Source organism: Solidesulfovibrio fructosivorans JJ] (assembly GCF_000179555.1).
GTDB lineage: Bacteria > Desulfobacterota > Desulfovibrionia > Desulfovibrionales > Desulfovibrionaceae > Solidesulfovibrio > Solidesulfovibrio fructosivorans.
Window position 1 is genome coordinate 101,607 of the sequence record NZ_AECZ01000010.1, and the last position, 19,119, is coordinate 120,725.

A 19,119-nucleotide genomic window follows, 5' to 3' on the forward strand; every position below is an offset into this window, starting at 1 on the left:
TTTTAGCCTGTTAGATATTTTCTGGCCCGCAAACCGGCCAGACAAGAAAATCCCAACCGCTTTTGAAGCCCACGCCCACGGCTCCCTTGTGGAGGTAGAGGGCGTGGGCCCAATTTTTTTCAAAGGCGCTGGTGGTCGAAGACCAGTAGGCTTCGCCCACGTGCGTGAAGGGATGCCCGGCGGGCAGAGCCGGAAAGGCGCTCCCGGCATCGACCAGGGATTCCAATTCGTTGATGTTGGGCAGCCGCCAGCCCTCGCCGGAGGCGGCGGCAATGTCCAGCGCCTCGGCCCATGAGACCGTCCCCTTGGCCGCGTCAGCCGCGCGAGCCCAGAGGAGGCCGGTCAGCCGATCGAGCACGTTCGCGTCCCGCGTCTCGAAACGGGGCGTCGGCCAGAGCGTCCCCCGAAGCAGTTCCCCGTCCTGCCCCGTGCCGGCGCAGGTGATCCCCTCCCCGGCTCCATCGAAACAGCGGGTCTGCCCGGTGCGCGGCAAGAGCGTCTCCCCGGCCACGGGCCAACACAGGCAATCCTGGTCCTTGCGGCCGTAAAACATCCGCCCGCCCTCCATGTGGACGTACCAGGCATAGCCCGGCGCGGGAGCGGCGGTGGTCGAAGTCCAATACCAGCCAAGAAACACGTTTTGAAAAGGATGTCCGGGTGGAAGGGCCGGGCGCGCGGCCCCGTAGGAAAGAAGGCTTCGCAGCTCGCGACGGTTGGGCAGCCGCCAGTCGGTCCGGCCGAAGCGCCCATCGCGGGCCCAGCCAGCGGCGAAAGCGAGCGCCTCGGCCCAGGGCATGGGGAACCCGGCAAGTCCGGCGTCGCGGGGCCAGACAAGTCCGGTCAGCGCGTCGGCAACCAGGTCCGGGCCAGACGCAACGAAACGGTCCCCAGCAGGCAGCAAGGGGGAGGCAAACGCCGCATCCTGGCCACTGCCCGAGCAAGGAACGTCCCGTCCGTCCACGTCATGGCAGGTCGTCTGCCCGGTCGGCAGCACTGTTCTTGAAAAAGTCATCCGGCCATTCTACCCGCCAACGGGTCGCATGGCCAGAAAAAGGCCCGCAAAGGCCGCCGCCGCGCGTGGGAAAAGCCGTACGCCGGATACTTGCGAAAACCAGCTGTCAGAAATGCAGCAACGCGTCCAAGCCTGCGCCGGCCATGCTCGGCACGAATTCCACCACCTCATAACGGGCCGCGCCCTCGCGCCAAAACGGGTCCCGGGCCAATATGGCCAGCAGGGCCTCGCGATTTTCGCAGCGGGCCAGGATCACGCCGCCCGTACGCGGCTCCCGGCGTCCGGACAACAAAAAAACACCCGCCGCGTACTGGGCCTCCAGAAAACGGATGTGCTCGGCGAGCAGGGCGTCAATGACATCAAGGCCTTTTTCATAGGTCAGCAAGACGACGAACATGGGGCATCTCCTTTGGCAACAAAGGCCGGATGCGCCGCTTGAATGGAAGGCAAGCCCCCAAACCGGCGCATTCGCCCTTTTTTCTTGCCACAAAGGCGTATAAGGTAGCCCTCGAAAGCTGGCAAGGAAGCAGGCAACACGCCGCCGTCGCGGCCACCGTTGGGAGGGCAAGGTGAACGAGGAACAACGGGAAGCGGAAATCGCGGCCATCGCCGAACGCCTCGACGGACTCAAGCTCGCGGCCGACTTCACCGCCGGGGAAATTCGGGTTCTCGCCGCCTATGTCCAGGAAAGCGCCTTCCCGGCCGGCACGGTCGTCATCCAGGAAGGCCGCAAGGCCAATTCGCTGGCCTTCATGGCCGAGGGCGTGGCGACCATCCAGAAAGAGGACAGCAACGCGCCCGAGCGCCACATTATCGAGCTGGGCCGGGACGCCGTCATCGGCGAAATCGCCTTTTTCGACAATGAACCCCGTTCCGCCACAGTGGTGGCCAAGACCGACGTGCGCCTCCTGGTCCTGACCCGTGACCAGTTCGATGCTCTGGCCGTTGAGCAGCCGCAACTCGCCATCAAGGTGCTTTTCGCCGTGGGCCGCGTCTTGAGCCACCGCCTGCGCCAGGTGACGGGCCGTTTCGTGGGCTTGCTCGCCTAGAAAAAATACTCCCCTACCCCGTTTGCGAGGCTTTTTAAAATATCAACCGCCCTTCTCCTTCCCCCAACGGTATGAACGTGAGGAAGAGAAAAACGCGAGAGGGGAAACCCTTTTTCAAGGATTTCCCCTCTCGTGGATCATGGCATTTTTTCTCTTGCGCTAGGCCATAATGGCTTCCTGACCGGATTCCAGGCCCGAGACCACGCTTTCCAGGCTCCGCGCCTGTCCGCCAAGCTCGGCCACGGCCTTGGCCGAGGCGGCCATGGCTTCCAGGGTATCGACGGCGATGCGGTTGATTTCCTCCGTGGCCCGGCGAATCTCCTCGGACGTGGCGGACTGCTCCTCGGCGGCCGTGGCCATGGAGCGGATCTGGTCCGAGGTCTTGACCACGATGCCCACAATTTCCTGCAACATCTCGCCCGAGTCGTTGGCCTTCTTGGTGCCGTCCTGGATGGCGACGCTGGTCTGCTCGGTTTTTTCGATGTTCTTGCGGGTGCTCTGCTGCATGGTGGTGATAAAACCGGCCACATCCTTGGTGGCGGCCATGGTCTTTTCGGCGAGCTTGCGCACCTCGTCGGCCACCACGGCGAACCCCCGGCCGGCTTCCCCGGCCCGGGCCGCCTCGATGGCGGCGTTTAGGGCCAGCAGGTTGGTCTGATCAGCAATGTCGGCAATGACGCCCATGATCTTGCCGATGCCCTCGGCCTGACCGCCGAGTTCATCCATGTCCCGCCGCAGTTCATCGGCAAGCTTGTTAACGTTGCGGATAGCCTCCACGACGCCGGCCACCATCCCTGCCCCGGTTTCCGCCTTTTCCTTGGCAGTCTCGGCAAGGGCGTCGGCGGCGGAGGCGTTTTGGGCCACTTCCGTCACCGCTTCGGTCATGGCGTCCATGGCCGAGGCGGTCTCGCCGATGCGGTCCTTTTGCTGCATGGCCCCGCTCTCGACCATGTTGACGCGCTGCGTCAGATCCTCGATCTCACGGGCCAGGCTGTCGGCGATGGCCTGGGCTTCCCGGGCCGTTTCGCGCATGCGGCCGGTCTGGGCCAGCATGGCGGCCTCGCCATGACGCAGTTCGGTGAAATCCGAATAGACACAAAGCGAGCCCATCAGCTGCCCGTTAATCGTGTTGTAGAGCGGCGACGCATCAATGAGGACATTGCGCTCGTTGCCCTTGCGGGAGGTGATCACGACTTCTTTGCGGATGTTCCTGTTTTCGGTCATGGCCGTGGCAAGTACGGTCTTGCGCGTGGAATCCCCATAAAAAAAGCCGGCCACATTTTCCCCATAATGCTGCTCCGGGGTGCCGGATTGTTCGATCAGGGTCATGAGGCTGTCGTTGGTGAGCTGCAACTTTTCCTCGTTGTCCACCACGACGTACGGCGTGGCAATGCCGCGCACGATTCCCTGGTAATAGCCCAGCGACGTTTCCAGGTAATGAACCATCTCCTGCAACGACGACGCGATCTGAGCGAATTCGCGCGGCAGGCCGGTTTTCGGCTTGGTGCTGAAATCGCCGCCGCCAATGGTCCTGGCGTAGGTGATGATGGCCGTCGCGCCCCGGCCGAGGCCGCGAATCAAGAAGACGATCAGCCCCGACAGCAAGATCACCGAAACAATGGCCATCGCCAGAAACATATGGAAGACCGAGGTCTCTCCGGCCTCAATGGCCTTGAGGTTGTCCGCCGCGACACGTTGCTGGATAGTGATGAGGGAAAGCACCGTTTTCTTTATGATGCGCCAAAGCGGCGTTTCTTCGGTGTTGAGCATGGCCACGGCTTTTGAAACGTCTCCTGCTGTGGCCATTTCCATCAAGTGTAGCTTGATATCATGACTTTTATTCCATTGTGGTTCTATGCCGGAAAGTTGCCTGGCCATATCACCAGTGGCCAATGACGCGGCGGCAGCGAGAGCTTTACGGAATTTTTTGTCGGCAGCGGCAAAGTTATCCTTGGCTTTTTGATCCTGTGGATTGAGAATAACATTGCGTGTGGCCTGTTCCGTTTGCAAACCTTGGGCATAGACATCCTGAAGGTGGAAAAGCAGCGGGCTATCAACACTTCCGATCGATTCCAGATACCCGAACATCCGTCCCTGTTGTAGATAGAGAAGAAATATGGTGAGCGCTGCACCTATGATGCTGGCTATACCTAGTGTCATCAACAACCACTTAATGCTCATTCGCCCCATACTATTCTCCAATGCAAAATGAAAACATCGTTCACATGACGACAATATCGGGCCCTGCCCGGAACAAGCCGTTCCCTTTCATAAAACTTGACTATATTATTTTGTATATAGCGAAATAGCAAGCAGAAGGCAACGCTTTTGCCTTAAAGCCCAACTTTCGCGAAAAATATCACAAAAAAACACCTCTCGCGCAATAGGAAAATGACTTATTTTGTGATAAAAATAACAAATATATTTCCTGCTATCACCATCCCATAGCGGCAACAACAGTTCTGAACCCGCGTTATTGCTAGGAAAAGAATTCCAGTTCTCATGACGCGGCACTACCGCAAAGGGTGGACACGGCAAGGTGAAAGACTCGCAATGCGCCTCACACAATCTTCAGCAGGGATGACGGACACAGGCATCTTCAAGAAAGCCAGGGAGCCAAATGCCCCGGAAGCGGCCGGAAAAAAGACTTCCCGAAAGCGATGGCACGCGGTAAAGAAAAAGCGGAAGGTTCGGGCCTGTTCGCCGCAGTAACGCCGCGAGAGGGCCTTTTTGTCACTCTCATGCGCCGCGTCGCTTAATCCAGACGACGCGAGGAGACTCGCCATGCGCCCTACCATTCTGGCGTTCCTTGTCTTTTTTGCCCTTGCCGCCGGCTGCACCCGCGCGCCGTATTCCAAGGCTGGCGTGGAACAGGCCACGGTGGAAAACGATTATTCCGATTGCTTCAGCAAGGCGTCGCTTGCGGTCAACACGCCGCCCTTTCCGGAGAGCCCCATCGGGCAGCGCAAACTGGATACGGACGCCTGCATGAAGGAGCGCGGCTACCAGGGGCTTTTGCAGCTGTTTTAGCCGAGAGGCCACTTGCCTTTTGGCCGGTGTGCGTTATACATAGTATCTTGACGGGGGCGCCCTGGTTTCGACGGGGATAGTGAAGCCTTGGTTGCAGGTCGAGGTGCCGCGAGGCCTCGTAAAACACGCGGCAACTGGTTAACTGCCAACGATTACGATTACGCTCTGGCTGCTTAATGACAGCCAGCGTCCCCTCGGCTGACGCCTGATACGCCGAACCGGGACGCCACCCCTATCAGGCTGGCGCAAACCTTCGTCCGTTGGGGGGCGCGCGAGACCTTAGACGGACTGGCCGAGGGCGGCCCGGCCGAAAGGCCTGCCTGAGGCGAGATTGTTTTTCGGTCTAAGCCTGTAGACGCTAGGAGCGGAGCATTCTCGGACGGGGGTTCGATTCCCCCCGCCTCCACCAACTGACCATCCGACACCGTCCGTTACGGTTCAAAAAGTCAGAAATTTCAGCCAAGAAGCCGGTCCGCAAGGTCCGGCTTCTTCCGTTTTGGTTCGTTGACATCCGGACAACTCACCGGATAACTAACCGGACAACACGCCAATTCCTCAACTTTCCGCAAGGAGGTTGTCCGGTGGCTCTTACCAACGTAGCGATTTCTAACGCAAAACCAGGAAAGTCTGTTGTCCGGTTGAAGGACGAGCGAGGCTTGTATTTAGAAATCTCACCACGGGGCGGAAAATGGTGGCGGCTGCGCTACTGGATCGGCGGGAAGGAGAACCGGATTTCCCTTGGCGTCTATCCCGACGTCTCCCTCAAAGATGCTCGGGGGCGGCGTGACGAGGCTCGTAAGCTCATCGCCAACGGCATCGACCCGAGCCAAGCCCGCAAGGAAGAAAAAGCCGAAATCGCCTCCGACGCCGTGACCTTTGAGAAGGTAGCGCGGGAATGGTTCGCCAAGTTCAAGGAGAACTGGACACCCGGCCACGCCGCCCGGACCATGCGGCGCTTCGAGATGGACGTCTTCCCGTGGATCGGCGCGCGCCCCATCCGCGACATCCTGGCCCCGGAGCTACTGACCACCATTCGTCGAATCGAATCCCGGTGAGCCATCGAGACGGCGCACCGGACCTTGCAGAACTGCGGCCAAGTCTTCCGCTACGCCGTGGCGTCTGGCCATGCTGACCGCGACATCTCCGGCGACCTGCGCGGAGCCATGCGCGGAGCCATCCCCCCTTCCAAGGAAAAGCATCACACTTCCGTCATCGACCCCAGGGACGTGGCGTCCCTGCTGCGGACTATCGAGACGTACCAGGGCTCTTTCATGACCATGAGCGCCCTACGCTTGGCCCCTATGCTGTTCGTGCGCCCCGGCGAACTGCGCCATGCCGAATGGACGAAATACACAACAAGCCTTCACTTCATCCTCACAAATTCAATAAAATAACTTGAAGACCAGCTCCATTCAATGGATAAAATTAAAAAAATAGCAACACAAGAGCGAGACGAATTTATAAACAATTTAATCTTGGTTTTATATCAAAGATAGACTGCTTAGCTTTAATGTCAAAAATTGGATGAAAGACACTTCTTTAAACTTTCTTGATTCTATAATAGCTCCAGCCACAACGCTGTCAATACCGTATTCCTGGCCCGTACCTTCATACTCAAGACCCGGTTCCGATTTGACCAGAGGAAATAAGAGCAGAACGCCGCAGAGGGTACTGTCAGGACGAGGAATGGCGCGTCAGCCCATGCTGGCGCAGCAAGGCATAGAGCCTGGCCCGGGACAACCCCGACAGGGCCTCGGCCCGTTCCATGCTCTCCCCGGCAACGTGCAGTAAAGCCTCCAGGTAGAGCCGGTCGATCCGGGCCAGTTCCTTGGCCCGAAAGGCACGAATGGGAGGGAAATGCTCCGGATCGAGGTCGGGACGCGGAGAGGGTTCCCGTTCCGCGATCGGGGCGCTCTCGACCGTGACGGAACGGCGGGCCAGCCAGGCTCGGATGTGCACCGGCAAATGCCGGGGGAGCAGGGTCGTTTCGGCCTCGGCCGCAGCCAGGGCGCTGTCCGTGGCGCTGAAAAGTTCACGCACGTTGCCGGGCCAGCCGTATTCGAAAAGCGCACCCCAAAATTCCGGTGAGCCCTCCCTGGCCGGCTCGTCCTCCTCCCCGGCCCGCATCTGCAGGCGATGGCGGCAAAGTGCCTCGATGTCCACCGTGCGGCCTCGCAGCGGCGGCAGTTCTATGGTCATGCCCCGCAGCCTGAAGAGCAGGTCCTGGCGAAAGGTCCAATCCGCCACCATCCGTTCCAGATCCCGGTTGGTGGCCGCCACCAGCCGAAAATCGCTGCGCACCTCCTCGGTGGCCCCCACCGGGCGAAAGCGATGCTCCTGCAGCAGGCGCAGGAAGGCCTTTTGCACGGCCAGGGGCAGCTCACCGATCTCGTCGAGAAACAGCGTGCCGCCGTGGGCTTGGCGGATCAGCCCCGGATGCTTCTTCTCGGCCGTGGTGAAGGCCCCCTTCTCGTGGCCGAAGAGCATGCTCTCCACCAGCGATTCCGGCAGGGCGGCGCAGTCCACCACCACGAAGGGCCCGTCGCGACGGTCGCTGTTGTCGTGGATGACCCGAGCGAAAAGCTCCTTGCCCGTGCCGGTCTCGCCCACGATCAGGACGTTGGCCCCGCTTCTGGCCGCCCGGGCCGCCATGTCCAGGCAGGCCGCCAGCGCCTTGCTCTCGCCGATGATGCCTTCGCGCCGCAGCGGAGCCCTGGGCTTGGCCAGAGCCTTGTTGTGGTGGTACTCCACGGCCCGGCTTATGGGGAGACGGATTTTGCTCAGGGTGCCGGGTTTGGTGATGTAGTCCCAGGCCCCGCTTTTGATGGCCAACTCGGCCCCGTCCGGGTCGCCCTGGCCGGTGAGGATGATGATCTCGGGCGCGTCCGGCATCTCACGGACGGCCGGGATGTGCTTTAGGCCATTGCCGTCGGGCAGGACCACGTCCAGCACCACCACGTCGAAACCGCCCAGGGCCAGCTTTTCCAGGCCGGTCTCAAGGCTGTTGGCCGCCTCGCTTTCCCAGCCCAGGCCGGCGATGATGGCCTGGAGGGAGCGGCAGAAGCCGACGTCGTCGTCGATGACGAGAATGCGGGGCATGATTGTCCGCCTCCCTGAAAATGTCCTCAGACCGCGACGAAAAGAACCTCCCGAATCACCCGGTCCAGTTCCTCGAAACAAAACGGCTTGGCCAGCACCCGCCTGCCGCCGCAGGCCCGCAGCATGTCCCCGGCCAGGGCCTCGTCATGGCTGGAGAGCATCACCACCGGCAGGTCCGGCCGCAACTCCAGCAGCTCCCGGGCCAAAAGAATGCCGTCCTGGCCGGGCCGCGACAGATCGACCAGGGCCAGATCGAAGCCCCGGGGATCTTCAGATAATGCCCGCCTGGCCTCGCCGCGTCCCGTGCTGGTTTTGACCGCATAGCCCAAACGGGCCAGGGCCATGGTCGTGCAGTGGACCATCTCCGGGTCGTCGCCCGCGAACAAAATGCGGGCCTGCGGCCGGGGCGGCAACTCCCTGGCCGGGACCGACGCGTCCGGTGTCCCGGCAACGGTCGGCCCCTTGGGAAACAGGACCCGAAAGGAGGTCCCGAGCCCGGGATGGCTTTCGACGCTTATGGCCCCGCGCATCTGGGTCACGATGTGCCGGGCCACGGTCAGGCCCAGGCCCGTGCCGTGGCCCTCGCGCTTGGTGCTGAAAAACGGCTCGAAAATCCGTTTCATGACGTCGCTGGTCATGCCCTGTCCGGTGTCGCTGACGCAAAGCCGCAGATAGGCCCCCGGCGGCAGGGACGACTCCTCGGACCAGTCGCCCTCCGTGACCACGGCGTCCTCGATGCGGACGGTCAAAAGGCCCCCCTCCTGGTCTTTCATCGCCTCAATGGCATTGGTCAAAAGATTCATTATCACTTGGTGGCCCCGGGTCGGGTCACCCCGCATTTCGCTGCGCGCCGCCTCGATGCGCAGGCGGATGGACAGGCCGGGGGGCAGGCCCGGGGCCAGGAACTTGAGACATTCCTTGACCAGGGTGCTCAGGCGGAAACGCACGGGCGTGTCGCTTTCCACGCTACGTCCCAGGGAAAGCAACTGTTCGCCGAGCGCCCGGGCCCGCCCCACGGCCTCGACGATCTCCCGCAGGGACTCGGCCTGGGGATCGCCGGCCTCAAGCCGCTCCAGACATAGTTCGGCATGCAGGATGATCGGTCCGAGAATGTTGCGCAGGTCATGGGCGATGCCGCTGGCCAGGGTACCGATGACCTCCATCTTCTGGGCGTGGCGCAACTGTTTTTCCAGGCCGCTGACTTCCGTGGAATCGCGCCAGACAAAGGCGTAGCCCTCCACCAAGCCGTGCTTGCCCCAAACCGGGGAAATGGTCTGGTCGCACATGCGGGTGTCCCCGGCCGCGTCCACCAGCAAAAAACGGCCCTTCCAGACGTCGCCGCGCTCCAGGGCGGCCGCGCCGCGCTCGAATTTCCGGGCCTGCCGGCTGCCCTTGTAAAAGGTCTTGAGACCGCGTCCCCGGGCCTGCCCTTGCGACACCCCGGTCATGGCCTCGAAAGCCTGATTGACGTATTCGATGCGAAAGCGGTCGTCGGTGACGATCACCGCTTCCATGGCCTGCTCGATGGCCGCGGCGAGCTTGTGGCATTGCCTGAAGGCACGCTGTTCCCGGCTGGCGTCGCGCAGGCGCACGGCCACGGCGGTCACCTTCCCGGCCGCGTCCAGAAGCGGCACCAGCCGCGCGTCCGCCACCCTGTCCGGCGGCAACGCCAACCGGTAGCGGCGCGACGTCCGCGACAGCAGGACCTCGGCCACCGCGCCCCGCCAGAACTCCCCGTCGTCGTCCTCGAAACAGGTAGACAGCGAACCGTACCGACCGGCCTTGCGGTCGGCCGGCAGCCAGCCGGCCAGCCCCGGATCGACGGCCAGGACGGTTCCGTCCGGTGCCACGATCACCACGTCCTCCGGCTCCGAAGACGGATCACAGGCCGGTACGGCCCGGGACGGACGCGTCTGCGCGTCCGTGGAAGACGCCATGTTTTCCGGCGTCGGTCCATCCGTATTTTTTCCCATGATACCCGCCTCGTACCATACCGGCACAGCTTGTCAACGACGCTCATGCTGCAAAAACGACGCCGCCCTTAGCAACAAGCGCGCTTCCGTCGGACTTTTCTCTTCAACCCGCATAGAACAGGGATTTATATCCCGTTATGGAGCCGACGTTTCCATAGCAACCTTTCGACAAGGAAATCTTCGTCTTGTCAGGGAAGACTTTTCTTCTTGTTCAAGACGCTTTTCCTGAGCAATCCCTGTCCCAAAACACGGCCCATATCGGCAAATCTCGCGAATTTTCAATCATCCTGGTCCACTGTGCCCCTGGCACGAATATTGGTCATAAAGAGACAAACGACCGGGCAAAAGACAGGGAGGCGACATGGCCAACAGAATCGGGGTCTACGTCTGCCATTGCGGCACCAACATCGCCGGCAAGGTGGACACTGCCGCCGTGGCCGGCTTCGCGGCCGGACTCAAAAACGTGGCCGTGGCCCGGGACTACAAGTTCATGTGCTCCGATCCCGGCCAGGAAACCATCATACGCGACATCAAGGCGTACCGCTTGAATCGGGTGGTGGTGGCTTCGTGTTCGCCGCGTCTGCACGAGAAAACCTTCCAGAACGCCTGCGCCCGCGCCGGGCTCAACCCCTTCCTCTTCCAGATGACCTGCATCCGGGAACACTGCTCCTGGGTGGTGGCCGATCCGGCCGAGGCCACGGCCAAGGCCAAGCACCTCGTGGCCGGAGCCGTGGACCGGGTCAACCACCACGAGGAACTCTACTCGCGCACCGAACCCGTGCACCCCGACGTGCTGGTGGTCGGCGGCGGCATCGCCGGCATCCAGGCCGCCCTGGACATCGCCAAATCCGGGCACAGGGTCCATCTGGTGGAACGGAGTCCCTCCATCGGCGGGCACATGGCCCAGTTCGACAAGACCTTCCCGACGCTGGACTGCGCCGCCTGCATCTCCACGCCCAAGATGGTGGCGGTATCCCAGGACCCGAACATCAACCTCATGACCTATGCCGAGGTGGCCGAGGTCACGGGGTTTGTCGGCAACTTCACGGTCACCATCCGCCGCAAGCCCCGCTACATCGACGAAACCAAATGCACGGGCTGCGGACTGTGCCTGGAGAAGTGCCCGACCAAGGTCCCGAGCGAATTCGAGGAAGGCATCGGCATACGCCGGGCCATCTACCGCAATTCGCCCCAAAGCGTGCCCAATAAGCCCGTCATCGACACCGAGCACTGCCTGTACTTCCGCAAGGGCAAGTGCCGGGTGTGCGAAAAGAACTGCCCCTCCGGGGCCGTCGATTTCGAGCAAAGGGAAAGCCTGCTGACGCTCGAGGTCGGCACCATCGTCATGGCCACCGGGTTTGCCGCCTTCGACCCCACGCCCCTTGGCCAGTACGGTTTCGGCCGCTACCCCGAGGTGTACACGGCCCTGCAGTTCGAACGCTTAAATAACGCCGTGGGGCCAACCGGCGGCAAGATCGTCATGAAAAACGGGGCGCCGCCCGCGTCCGTGGCAATCATCCATTGCGTGGGCAGCCGCGACGCCGCCCATCATCCCTACTGCTCGCGCGTGTGCTGCATGTACGCGCTCAAATACGACCACCTGATAAAAGACAAGCTCGGCCACGACACGGAGGTCTACAACTTCTACATCGACCTGCGCTGCTTCGGAAAGGGCTACGAGGAATTCTACGAGCGGGTGCAGAAGGAAGGCGTGACCTTCATTCGGGGCCGGCCGGCCCTGGTCACGGACGAGGCGCTCTCCCCGGAAGAGGAAGGCAAGCTCATCGTGGTCGGCGAGGACACCCTGCTTGGCCGCACCCTGCGCCTGCCCGTGGACATGGTGGTCCTTTGCACGGCCATGGAGCCGCGACACGACGCGGCCGAGGTGGCCCGGACCTTCGGCATAAGCCAGGGCCTCGACAAGTTCTTTCTGGAGGAACACCCAAAGCTCGGGCCGGTCTCCACGGCCACGGACGGCGTCTATCTGGCAGGCACCTGCCAGGGGCCCAAGGACATCCCGGACACCGTGTCCCATGCCTCGGGCGCGGCCTGCCAGGCCCTGGCCCTGGCGAGCAAGGGCCAGGTGACCATCTCGCCCACGGTCAGCCACATCAACCCGGACGTGTGCATCGGCTGCGGCATCTGCATCAAGCTGTGCGCCTACGGGGCCATTGATTTCGACCAGCGCCTGGGCGTGGCCGTGGTCAACGAGGCTATGTGCAAGGGCTGCGGGGCCTGCGCCGGACACTGTCCATCCGGGGCGGCCCAGGTGCGCCACTTCAACCAGCGGGAGCTTTTCGCCGAGATCGACGGCTTGATCGAGCCGTTGCCCGTTTTGATCGCCGCCACGGACGAGGAAACCAAGGCCGCGCCTGCCCCGGCCTGACGTCGCCAACGGAGGATATGATGGACGACTTCGAACCCACCATCGTGGCCTTTGTCTGCAACTGGTGCACCTACACCGCCGCCGACCTGGCCGGCACCTCGCGCATGATCCAGTCCCCCAACGTGCGGTTGGTGCGCATGATGTGCACGGGCATGGTGGACCCCAAGTACGTGATCAAGGCGCTTCTGTCCGGGGCCGACGCGGTGCTTATCAGCGGCTGCCACCCCGGCGACTGCCACTACATCAACGGCAATTACAAGGCCCGGCGGCGGGTGAAGCTCTTGAAGGAAATCCTGCCGCGCCTGGGGATCGAGGAGGACCGGCTCCTGCTCACCTGGGTCGGGGCCAGCGAGGGCAACGAATTCGCGGCCACGGTCAACGGGCTCGTGGCCCGGATCAAGGAACTGGGACCCATCGAGGCCAGGCGCACCCTGGTCGTATGACCGGACAGTGACGGAGGGCGGACCATGTCTACCACCATGAAGATCGAAGTGCCGGGCGAGGGCCCGACCGCCGCCCTGCGGGGCGTTTTGGCCAAACTGCTGGACGTGCCGGACGTGGCCGCCGTCTTCACCCTGCGCCACACCCCGGGGGGGGCGGCCATGCCGGCGCTTGTGACCGACCCGGAGCTTCTGGCCGAAGCCGATCCCCTGGCTCCGGCTTTTCCCCTCAATGCCGCGACGATCCTTGCCCGGCTCACCCGGGGCGGCACCGAGGGAACCATCGCGGCGGTGCTTCGCCCCTGCGAGATCAGGGCCTTCGTGGAACTGGTCAAGCTCAACCAGGGCAACCTGGAGAACGTGCTGCTTTTAAGTGTGGATTGCCCCGGGGCCTTTAACAACACGGACTATCGGGACTACGTGGCCCTCAACGGCGTCAAGGAGGTCGGCCGGACGTTCGTGCGCCGGATGCTCTCAACCGACGCGGCCGCCACCGACGACGGTCTGGAGGTGGCCCGGGCCTGCCAGGTTTGCGAACACCCCGTGGCGGCCGCCGCCGACGGAGCCATCGGCCTTTTCGGCAATGATCCGGAAAAGGTCATGCTCGTGGTTCCCCAGACGGCCAAAGGCATGGGACTCTTGCGCCGCCTGGACCTGCCGGCTGCCGACGAGGCGCTTACGGCCAACCGCGAGGCGGCCCTGGCCAATCTGCTGCGTGAGCGCATGGTCCGGCGCGACGCCATGTTCGCCGAAACGGGCGCGGCCGTGGCGGGCCTCGAAAAACTCGGCGCCTACCTCGCCGGCTGCGTCAACTGCTACAACTGCCGGGTGGCCTGCCCGGTCTGCTACTGCCGGGAATGCGTCTTCGTCACCGACGTTTTTGACCACTCTCCCTGGGAATACTTGAACTGGGCCAAGCGCAAGGGCGCGCTGAAGCTCCCGGCGGACACGCTTTTTTACCACATGACCAGGCTCGCCCACATGAGCCTTGCCTGCGTGGGCTGCGGCCAGTGTTCCAACGCCTGCCCGAGCGGCGTGCCGGTGATGGAGCTTTTCCGCACTGTGGCGGCCGGAGCCCAGGCGGCTTTCGGCTACGAGGCCGGGCGCAGTCCCGAGGAAGCGCCTCCGCTGTCGCTCTTCCAGGAAAAGGAATTCGCCGAAGTCACGGCGGGAGCGCAGTAACGCGGGCAAAAGGAGCGGATCATGAAGCGCACCTGCGACGCCCTGGTGATCGGGGCCGGCATCGGCGGCATCCGGGCCGCGTTGGACCTGGCCGAGGCCGGGCACACCGTGACCGTCATCGACAAGCGGCCCCATATTGGCGGCATCCTCACGCGCCTGGACCACCAGTTCCCGTCCGACCACTGCGGCATGTGCAAGATGTTGCCGTTGACCGAACGCGAAGCCTCGAGCGAGTTCTGCCTGCGCAAGGGGCTTTTCCACCGCAATATCGACATCATGCTCTCCTCGGAGCTGACCTCCCTGGACGGCGAGCCGGGCGCGTTTTCGGCCGTCATCAACCGCCGGTCGCCCTTTGTCGACGCCACCAAGTGCGTGGGCTGCGGGGCCTGTGCCAAGGTGTGCCCGGTGTCCGTGCCAAACGAATTCAACGCCGGGCTCACCAGCCGTGGGGCGGTGTATCTGCCCGTGCCCCATGCCATTCCCAACCACTACGTGGTGGACCTCGATGCCTGCCAGCGCTGTTGGCAATGTTACGAAGCCTGTCCCACCGGAGCCATCGACTTCAAGCTCGACGAGCGCGAACGCCACGGCATCCTGGTGGTCGACCCCGATCCCGAGGCGGCCGGGCGCTTCGGCTCCTGGCTCGGCGCGCTCAAGTTCCCGGTCGTCTCCGCCGCCACCGGCGACAAGGCGCTCGACATCCTGGCCTCGGACGCGCCCGCCCGCATGATGCTCCTCTCGCCGGGCCTCACCGACATGGAGGCCTCGCGTGTCCTGACCCGGGCCCTGGAACTGCGCCCGGACCTGGCCGTGTTCGTTCCCGGCGACCCCGAAATGGCCGACGCCGCCCGGGAGATCATCGGCCTCGGAGCCCGGGCCGTCATGCCCCATCCCCTTTCCCGCAAGGTCTTCGTGCCCTGGATCGACAAGCAGTTCATGCGCCTGGCCTCGGATGACGCCGTGACCCTGGACGTGGCCGCCGTGATCCTGGCCGGGGGCTTCGACTGCTATGATCCCGGAACGGACGCGGCCGTGCTCGGCTACGGCGTGCTGCCCGGGGTGGTCACCTCGGTGGAATTCGAACGCCTGCTCTCCGGTACCGGCCCGACCGGCGGGAAGCTCACGCGCCCCGGCGACGGCAGGCCCGTGCGCGACATCGCCTGGCTCCAGTGCGTGGGCTCGCGCGATCTGCGCAAAAACGCCGATTTCTGCTCGTCTTTTTGCTGCATGGCGAGCATCAAGGAAGCCGTTCTGGCCAAGCGGGCCACGGGCGGCGAGACCAAGGCCACCATCTTCGCCATGGACGTGCGGACCTTTGGCCGGGATTTCGAGCACTACCGCCAGGAAGCCCAAAGCGTCCACGGCGTGCGCTTCGTCCACGGCCGGCTCCACACCACCCTGCCCGATCCCTCGGGCGACGGCCGGCTGCGCCTGTCCTACACCGACGAGGCCGGGGCGCTTCACGAGGAATCCTTCGACATGCTGGTCCTGGCCGTGGGAGCGCGCCCGCCGGCCGGCATGGAAGGACTCGCCAAGGCGGCCGGGGTGGACACCAACGCCTTCGGTTTTTGCGCCACCCCGCCCTTCGACGCCAACCGGACCAGCCGACTGGGCGTCTTCGCCGCCGGGGCCATGGGCGGTCCCCGGGACATCGCCGAGTCGGTCATCCAGGCCAGCGCGGCCGCCCTTGGCGCGTCCCGGATCATCCAGCGCTTCGCCTCCATCCGGGAGCGCCCCCCCGAGGCCAAGCCGGTCTATCGGGATGTGTCCCGAGAAGCGCCCAGGGTCCTGGTCACGCTGTGCGACTCCTGCCCGACCCTGACCCAGGCCGTGGATGTGGAGCAGGTGCGCCGGGGCCTCGCCGACCTGCCCGGAGTGTGCCAGGTGGAATGCGTGTCCCGGGCCTGCACCGGCGAGGGCTGGAAGGCCATCACGAAACTGGCCGCGGATCTCAAGCCCAACCGCATCTTGATCGGCGCATGCATGCCCTACGCCTACGTGCCGAAGCTGCGGGAACTGGGAACGGCCCTTGGCCTGCGGCCGACGCTCATGGACGTCGTGGACATCCACACCCCGGCCTTTACGGCCGCCATGGAAGGAAACTCCGGGGCCGGGCCCGCTGTGGAGCAGGAGATCACGGCCCGGCTCGGCATGGCCGAGGCCAAGTTGCTCGGGGCCGACCCCACTCCGCTGCCGCGGCCGCTGGCCGTGACCCCGGCCGCCCTGGTGGTGGGCGGGGGGCTGGCCGGCATGACCGCCGCGCTCGGCATTGCCGATCACGATTACAAGGTCACGCTGGTGGAAGAGGCGGCGGAACTCGGGGGGCTGGCCAGACACGTGCGCCTGACCCTTGGCGGCGGCGATCCGGTCCGCTTCCTGGAGGGGCTTGTCGACCGGGTGCGCCGCCATCCCAACATCCGGGTCATGACCGAGGCCAGGGTGTCCCTGTCCACGGGCAAGGCCGGCCGGTTCCTGAGCATCGTCTCCACCGACGAGGGTGGCCTACCGGTGGAGCACGGCGTCACCATCCTGGCCACGGGCGGCCGCCGGGCCAAGATCTACGACTTCGGCTTTCTGACCCGCAAGACCGTGACCACCCACCAGGATCTGGAACGCATGCTCACCAGCGGCGAGCTGGACACGGCGACCCTCGGCAGCGTGGCCATGATCCAGTGCTTCCGCTCCCGGGACGAAAACCGGCGCTACTGTTCGCGCGTATGCTGCGCCGGAGCGCTCAAAAACATCCTCTATCTAAAAAATAAGCACCCCGACCTGCCCATCTATGTCTTTTACCGCGACATCATGAGCTACGGCTTCGCCGAGCAGTACTACACCAAGGCCCGCCGGGCCGGAGCGGTGTTCATCCGCTACGATCCAGCCCACAAACCGCAAGTCCGCTTCGACGAGGCGGGCAAGCCCGTCATCACCGGCTACGACCCGGTGCTGCGTCGCGCGGTCGAGGTCCACGCCGACCTGCTTTCCCTCTCCGACGGCATCGAACCCGGGGATACGGCGGAACTGAGCGAGGTCTTCGGCGTGCCCGTGGGTCCGGACGGCTTCTTCCAGGAGGCCGAATCCAAGTGGCGACCCGTGGACTTCCTGCGCTCGGGCATCTTCGTGTGCGGCGTGGCCAGGGCCCCGGGCACCATGGACGAGACGGTCTGCTCGGCCAAGGCGGCGGCCAGACACGCCCTGCGGGTCCTTGGCGAAAAGAACCTGGCCCCGGGCCATGTGCTGGCCTCGGTGCGCCACAGCCTGTGCACGCGCTGCGGCAAGTGCCTGGACGTGTGCCCTTACGGCGCCAGGACCCTCGATACCGAACACGACCGCATCGTGGTGGACGACATCCTGTGCCAAGGCTGTGGCTCGTGCGCCTCGGCCTGTCCCAACAGCGCCAGTTTCATCCGGGGCTTTTCCGACCGCCAGGTCCTTTCCGTCATCGACGCGGCCCTGGCCGTTTCGGGCCGGCCCGCGCCCGCCCCGGCAACGGATGTGAAGGAGACCATATGAACGCCATCCCAACCGAAGCCGGCCCCGAACTGGAAGCCGTCCGGGATATGGTGCGCTCCTGCCTGCAGTGCGGCACCTGCACCGCCTCCTGTCCCAACGCCGCAGCCATGGACGTCTCGCCAAGGCGGTTGTGGCGGCTTCTTACCACCGGCCACGCCGACGAGGCCCTGGCCAGCCGCAGCTTCTGGCTGTGCTCCTCCTGTTACGCCTGCACGCTGCGCTGTCCGCGCGGACTGCCGCTGACCGACGCCATGGCGGCGCTTAGGCGCCTGGCCAGCCGGCACGACCCGGCCGCGGCCAAGGAGGGGGCGGCCTTTTACGGGACGTTCATGGACAATGTCCGGCGCAACGGACGGGTCCAGGAAACGGATCTTATGGGCCGGTATTTTCTGGCCATGAAAAATCCGCTTTTGCCCCTGACCTTCGCGCCGCTCGGTCTGCGGCTTTTCGCCAAGGGCAAGCTCCACCGGCCCGTAACCGAACAGCGGGGCAGGCTCGGCTCCATGTTCGCCACGGCCGCCAAGGACGAGGGGGACCGGTCATGAAGTACGCCTACTACCCAGGCTGCTCACTCATGGAGAGCGCCGTCGAGTTCGACCAGGCGACAAGGGCCATGCTCGAGCGCCTGGACGTGACCATCGAGGAGATCCCGGACTGGACCTGCTGCGGCGCCAGCGCCGTGGACTCGGTCAGCCAGTCCCTGGGACACGCCCTGCCGGCCAGGAACCTGGCCCTGGCCGAGAAGCATCTGCCGGGCCTGGACATCCTCATGCCCTGCGCCGCCTGCTACCTCAACCACCTCAAGCTCACGCGCCAGGCGACCGGAGCCGTGACCCGCGAGGTCAACCACCTCCTGGCCGACGAGGGACTCACCTACACCGGCAAGGGCGGCCGGGTGCGCCACCTCCTCGACGTGCTGACGCGCGACGTCGGCCCGGACGTGATCAAGGCCAAGGTGACCCGGGAACTGGCCGGACTGGTGGTCGCGCCCTACTACGGCTGCCAGGTGCTGCGCCCCTATTCCGTGTTCGACGACCCCGAACATCCCCGGTCCATGGAGCCGATCATCGAGGCCCTCGGGGCCACGGTCCATCCCTGGCGCCGGGGGAACGTCTGCTGCGGGGCGTCGCTGATGGCCACGCACAAGGGCGCGGCCCTGGCCTCCGTGACGGCTATCCTCAAGGCGGCGGCCGGAGCCGACGTCATCGTCACGGTGTGTTCCATGTGCCAGATGAACCTGGACGCCTACCAGGCGCAGGCACTGGGCCACGGCGCGTCCGCCGTGACCGTCCTCTATCTGCCCCAGCTGGTCGGACTGGCCCTGGGGCTCTCCCCACGGGAGGTGCTCATGGAGAAAAACCTGGCCATTAACCCTGTGTTTACGTCCAAGCTGGAACAAACCGGGGCTGCCCGGGCCGTCTCCTGAGTCGTCCCAACC

Annotated in this window: 13 protein-coding genes, 1 other RNA gene and 1 pseudogene; 10 read left to right on the forward strand and 5 right to left on the reverse strand. The window is 64.2% G+C overall.

Going from position 1 to position 19,119, the window contains the following annotated elements; genetic code table 11:
• Positions 1 to 10: 10 nt before the first annotated feature.
• Together DESFRDRAFT_RS09130 and DESFRDRAFT_RS09135 are read right to left on the reverse strand one after the other, a co-directional pair.
• On the reverse strand, positions 11 to 1,012 hold the full coding sequence (locus DESFRDRAFT_RS09130) for an Lcl C-terminal domain-containing protein (protein ID WP_043794316.1): 1,002 nt from the start codon (positions 1,010 to 1,012) through the stop codon (positions 11 to 13).
• Positions 1,013 to 1,118: 106 nt separating this feature from the next.
• A complete protein-coding gene (locus DESFRDRAFT_RS09135) occupies positions 1,119 to 1,409 on the reverse strand; it encodes a YciI family protein (RefSeq protein ID WP_005993241.1) in 291 nt (96 codons plus the stop codon).
• 172 nt (positions 1,410 to 1,581) lie between these two features.
• Here DESFRDRAFT_RS09135 and DESFRDRAFT_RS09140 point away from each other — a divergent pair, with 172 nt between their 5' ends.
• On the forward strand, positions 1,582 to 2,061 hold the full coding sequence (locus DESFRDRAFT_RS09140) for a cyclic nucleotide-binding domain-containing protein (protein WP_005993243.1): 480 nt from the start codon (positions 1,582 to 1,584) through the stop codon (positions 2,059 to 2,061).
• A 159-nt stretch (positions 2,062 to 2,220) separates the two neighbouring features.
• Here DESFRDRAFT_RS09140 and DESFRDRAFT_RS09145 read toward each other — a convergent pair whose 3' ends face one another.
• Positions 2,221 to 3,831: a methyl-accepting chemotaxis protein gene (locus DESFRDRAFT_RS09145; RefSeq protein WP_233489593.1), complete on the reverse strand. Its 1,611-nt coding sequence runs from the start codon at positions 3,829 to 3,831 to the stop codon at positions 2,221 to 2,223.
• Between the two features lie 1,014 nt (positions 3,832 to 4,845).
• Here DESFRDRAFT_RS09145 and DESFRDRAFT_RS09150 point away from each other — a divergent pair.
• The 3 genes and pseudogenes from DESFRDRAFT_RS09150 (at position 4,846) to DESFRDRAFT_RS23250 (ending at position 6,485) form a co-directional block, all read left to right on the forward strand.
• The gene (locus DESFRDRAFT_RS09150; protein ID WP_005993247.1) at positions 4,846 to 5,091 is read left to right on the forward strand and encodes a hypothetical protein; all 246 of its coding nucleotides are present in this window, start codon (positions 4,846 to 4,848) and stop codon (positions 5,089 to 5,091) included.
• A gap of 52 nt (positions 5,092 to 5,143) precedes the next feature.
• Positions 5,144 to 5,500, forward strand: a transfer-messenger RNA (tmRNA) gene (gene ssrA, locus DESFRDRAFT_RS21250).
• A gap of 172 nt (positions 5,501 to 5,672) precedes the next feature.
• Positions 5,673 to 6,485, forward strand: a pseudogene (locus DESFRDRAFT_RS23250) (tyrosine-type recombinase/integrase).
• Between the two features lie 280 nt (positions 6,486 to 6,765).
• On the opposite strand, the gene DESFRDRAFT_RS09160 reads toward DESFRDRAFT_RS23250, so the two are convergent.
• The gene (locus DESFRDRAFT_RS09160; RefSeq protein ID WP_005993253.1) at positions 6,766 to 8,190 is read right to left on the reverse strand and encodes a sigma-54-dependent transcriptional regulator; all 1,425 of its coding nucleotides are present in this window, start codon (positions 8,188 to 8,190) and stop codon (positions 6,766 to 6,768) included.
• A gap of 26 nt (positions 8,191 to 8,216) precedes the next feature.
• The gene (locus tag DESFRDRAFT_RS20740) at positions 8,217 to 10,163 is read right to left on the reverse strand and encodes a hybrid sensor histidine kinase/response regulator (RefSeq protein ID WP_005993255.1); all 1,947 of its coding nucleotides are present in this window, start codon (positions 10,161 to 10,163) and stop codon (positions 8,217 to 8,219) included.
• Between the two features lie 361 nt (positions 10,164 to 10,524).
• Between DESFRDRAFT_RS20740 and DESFRDRAFT_RS09170 the strand changes: the two genes are divergently transcribed.
• Genes DESFRDRAFT_RS09170 through DESFRDRAFT_RS09195 form a run of 6 tightly spaced genes read left to right on the forward strand, consistent with a single transcriptional unit; the run spans position 10,525 to position 19,107 of the window.
• Positions 10,525 to 12,549 carry a CoB--CoM heterodisulfide reductase iron-sulfur subunit A family protein gene (locus DESFRDRAFT_RS09170; protein WP_005993257.1) on the forward strand — a complete coding sequence of 675 codons (2,025 nt, stop codon included), beginning with the start codon at positions 10,525 to 10,527 and terminating at the stop codon, positions 12,547 to 12,549.
• A gap of 20 nt (positions 12,550 to 12,569) precedes the next feature.
• On the forward strand, positions 12,570 to 12,992 hold the full coding sequence (locus DESFRDRAFT_RS09175) for a hydrogenase iron-sulfur subunit (RefSeq protein ID WP_005993259.1): 423 nt from the start codon (positions 12,570 to 12,572) through the stop codon (positions 12,990 to 12,992).
• A 24-nt stretch (positions 12,993 to 13,016) separates the two neighbouring features.
• On the forward strand, positions 13,017 to 14,171 hold the full coding sequence (locus DESFRDRAFT_RS09180; protein WP_005993261.1) for a Coenzyme F420 hydrogenase/dehydrogenase, beta subunit C-terminal domain: 1,155 nt from the start codon (positions 13,017 to 13,019) through the stop codon (positions 14,169 to 14,171).
• A gap of 21 nt (positions 14,172 to 14,192) precedes the next feature.
• The gene (locus DESFRDRAFT_RS09185) at positions 14,193 to 17,681 is read left to right on the forward strand and encodes a 4Fe-4S binding protein (RefSeq protein ID WP_005993263.1); all 3,489 of its coding nucleotides are present in this window, start codon (positions 14,193 to 14,195) and stop codon (positions 17,679 to 17,681) included.
• Positions 17,678 to 18,226, forward strand: coding sequence for a 4Fe-4S dicluster domain-containing protein (locus tag DESFRDRAFT_RS09190; protein ID WP_005993265.1), 549 nt, complete (start codon positions 17,678 to 17,680; stop codon positions 18,224 to 18,226). Before DESFRDRAFT_RS09185 ends, DESFRDRAFT_RS09190 begins: the two co-directional genes overlap by 4 nt.
• A complete protein-coding gene (locus tag DESFRDRAFT_RS09195) occupies positions 18,223 to 19,107 on the forward strand; it encodes a CoB--CoM heterodisulfide reductase iron-sulfur subunit B family protein (protein ID WP_005993267.1) in 885 nt (294 codons plus the stop codon). The genes DESFRDRAFT_RS09190 and DESFRDRAFT_RS09195 overlap by 4 nt, the downstream gene beginning before the upstream one ends.
• Positions 19,108 to 19,119 lie beyond the last annotated feature (12 nt).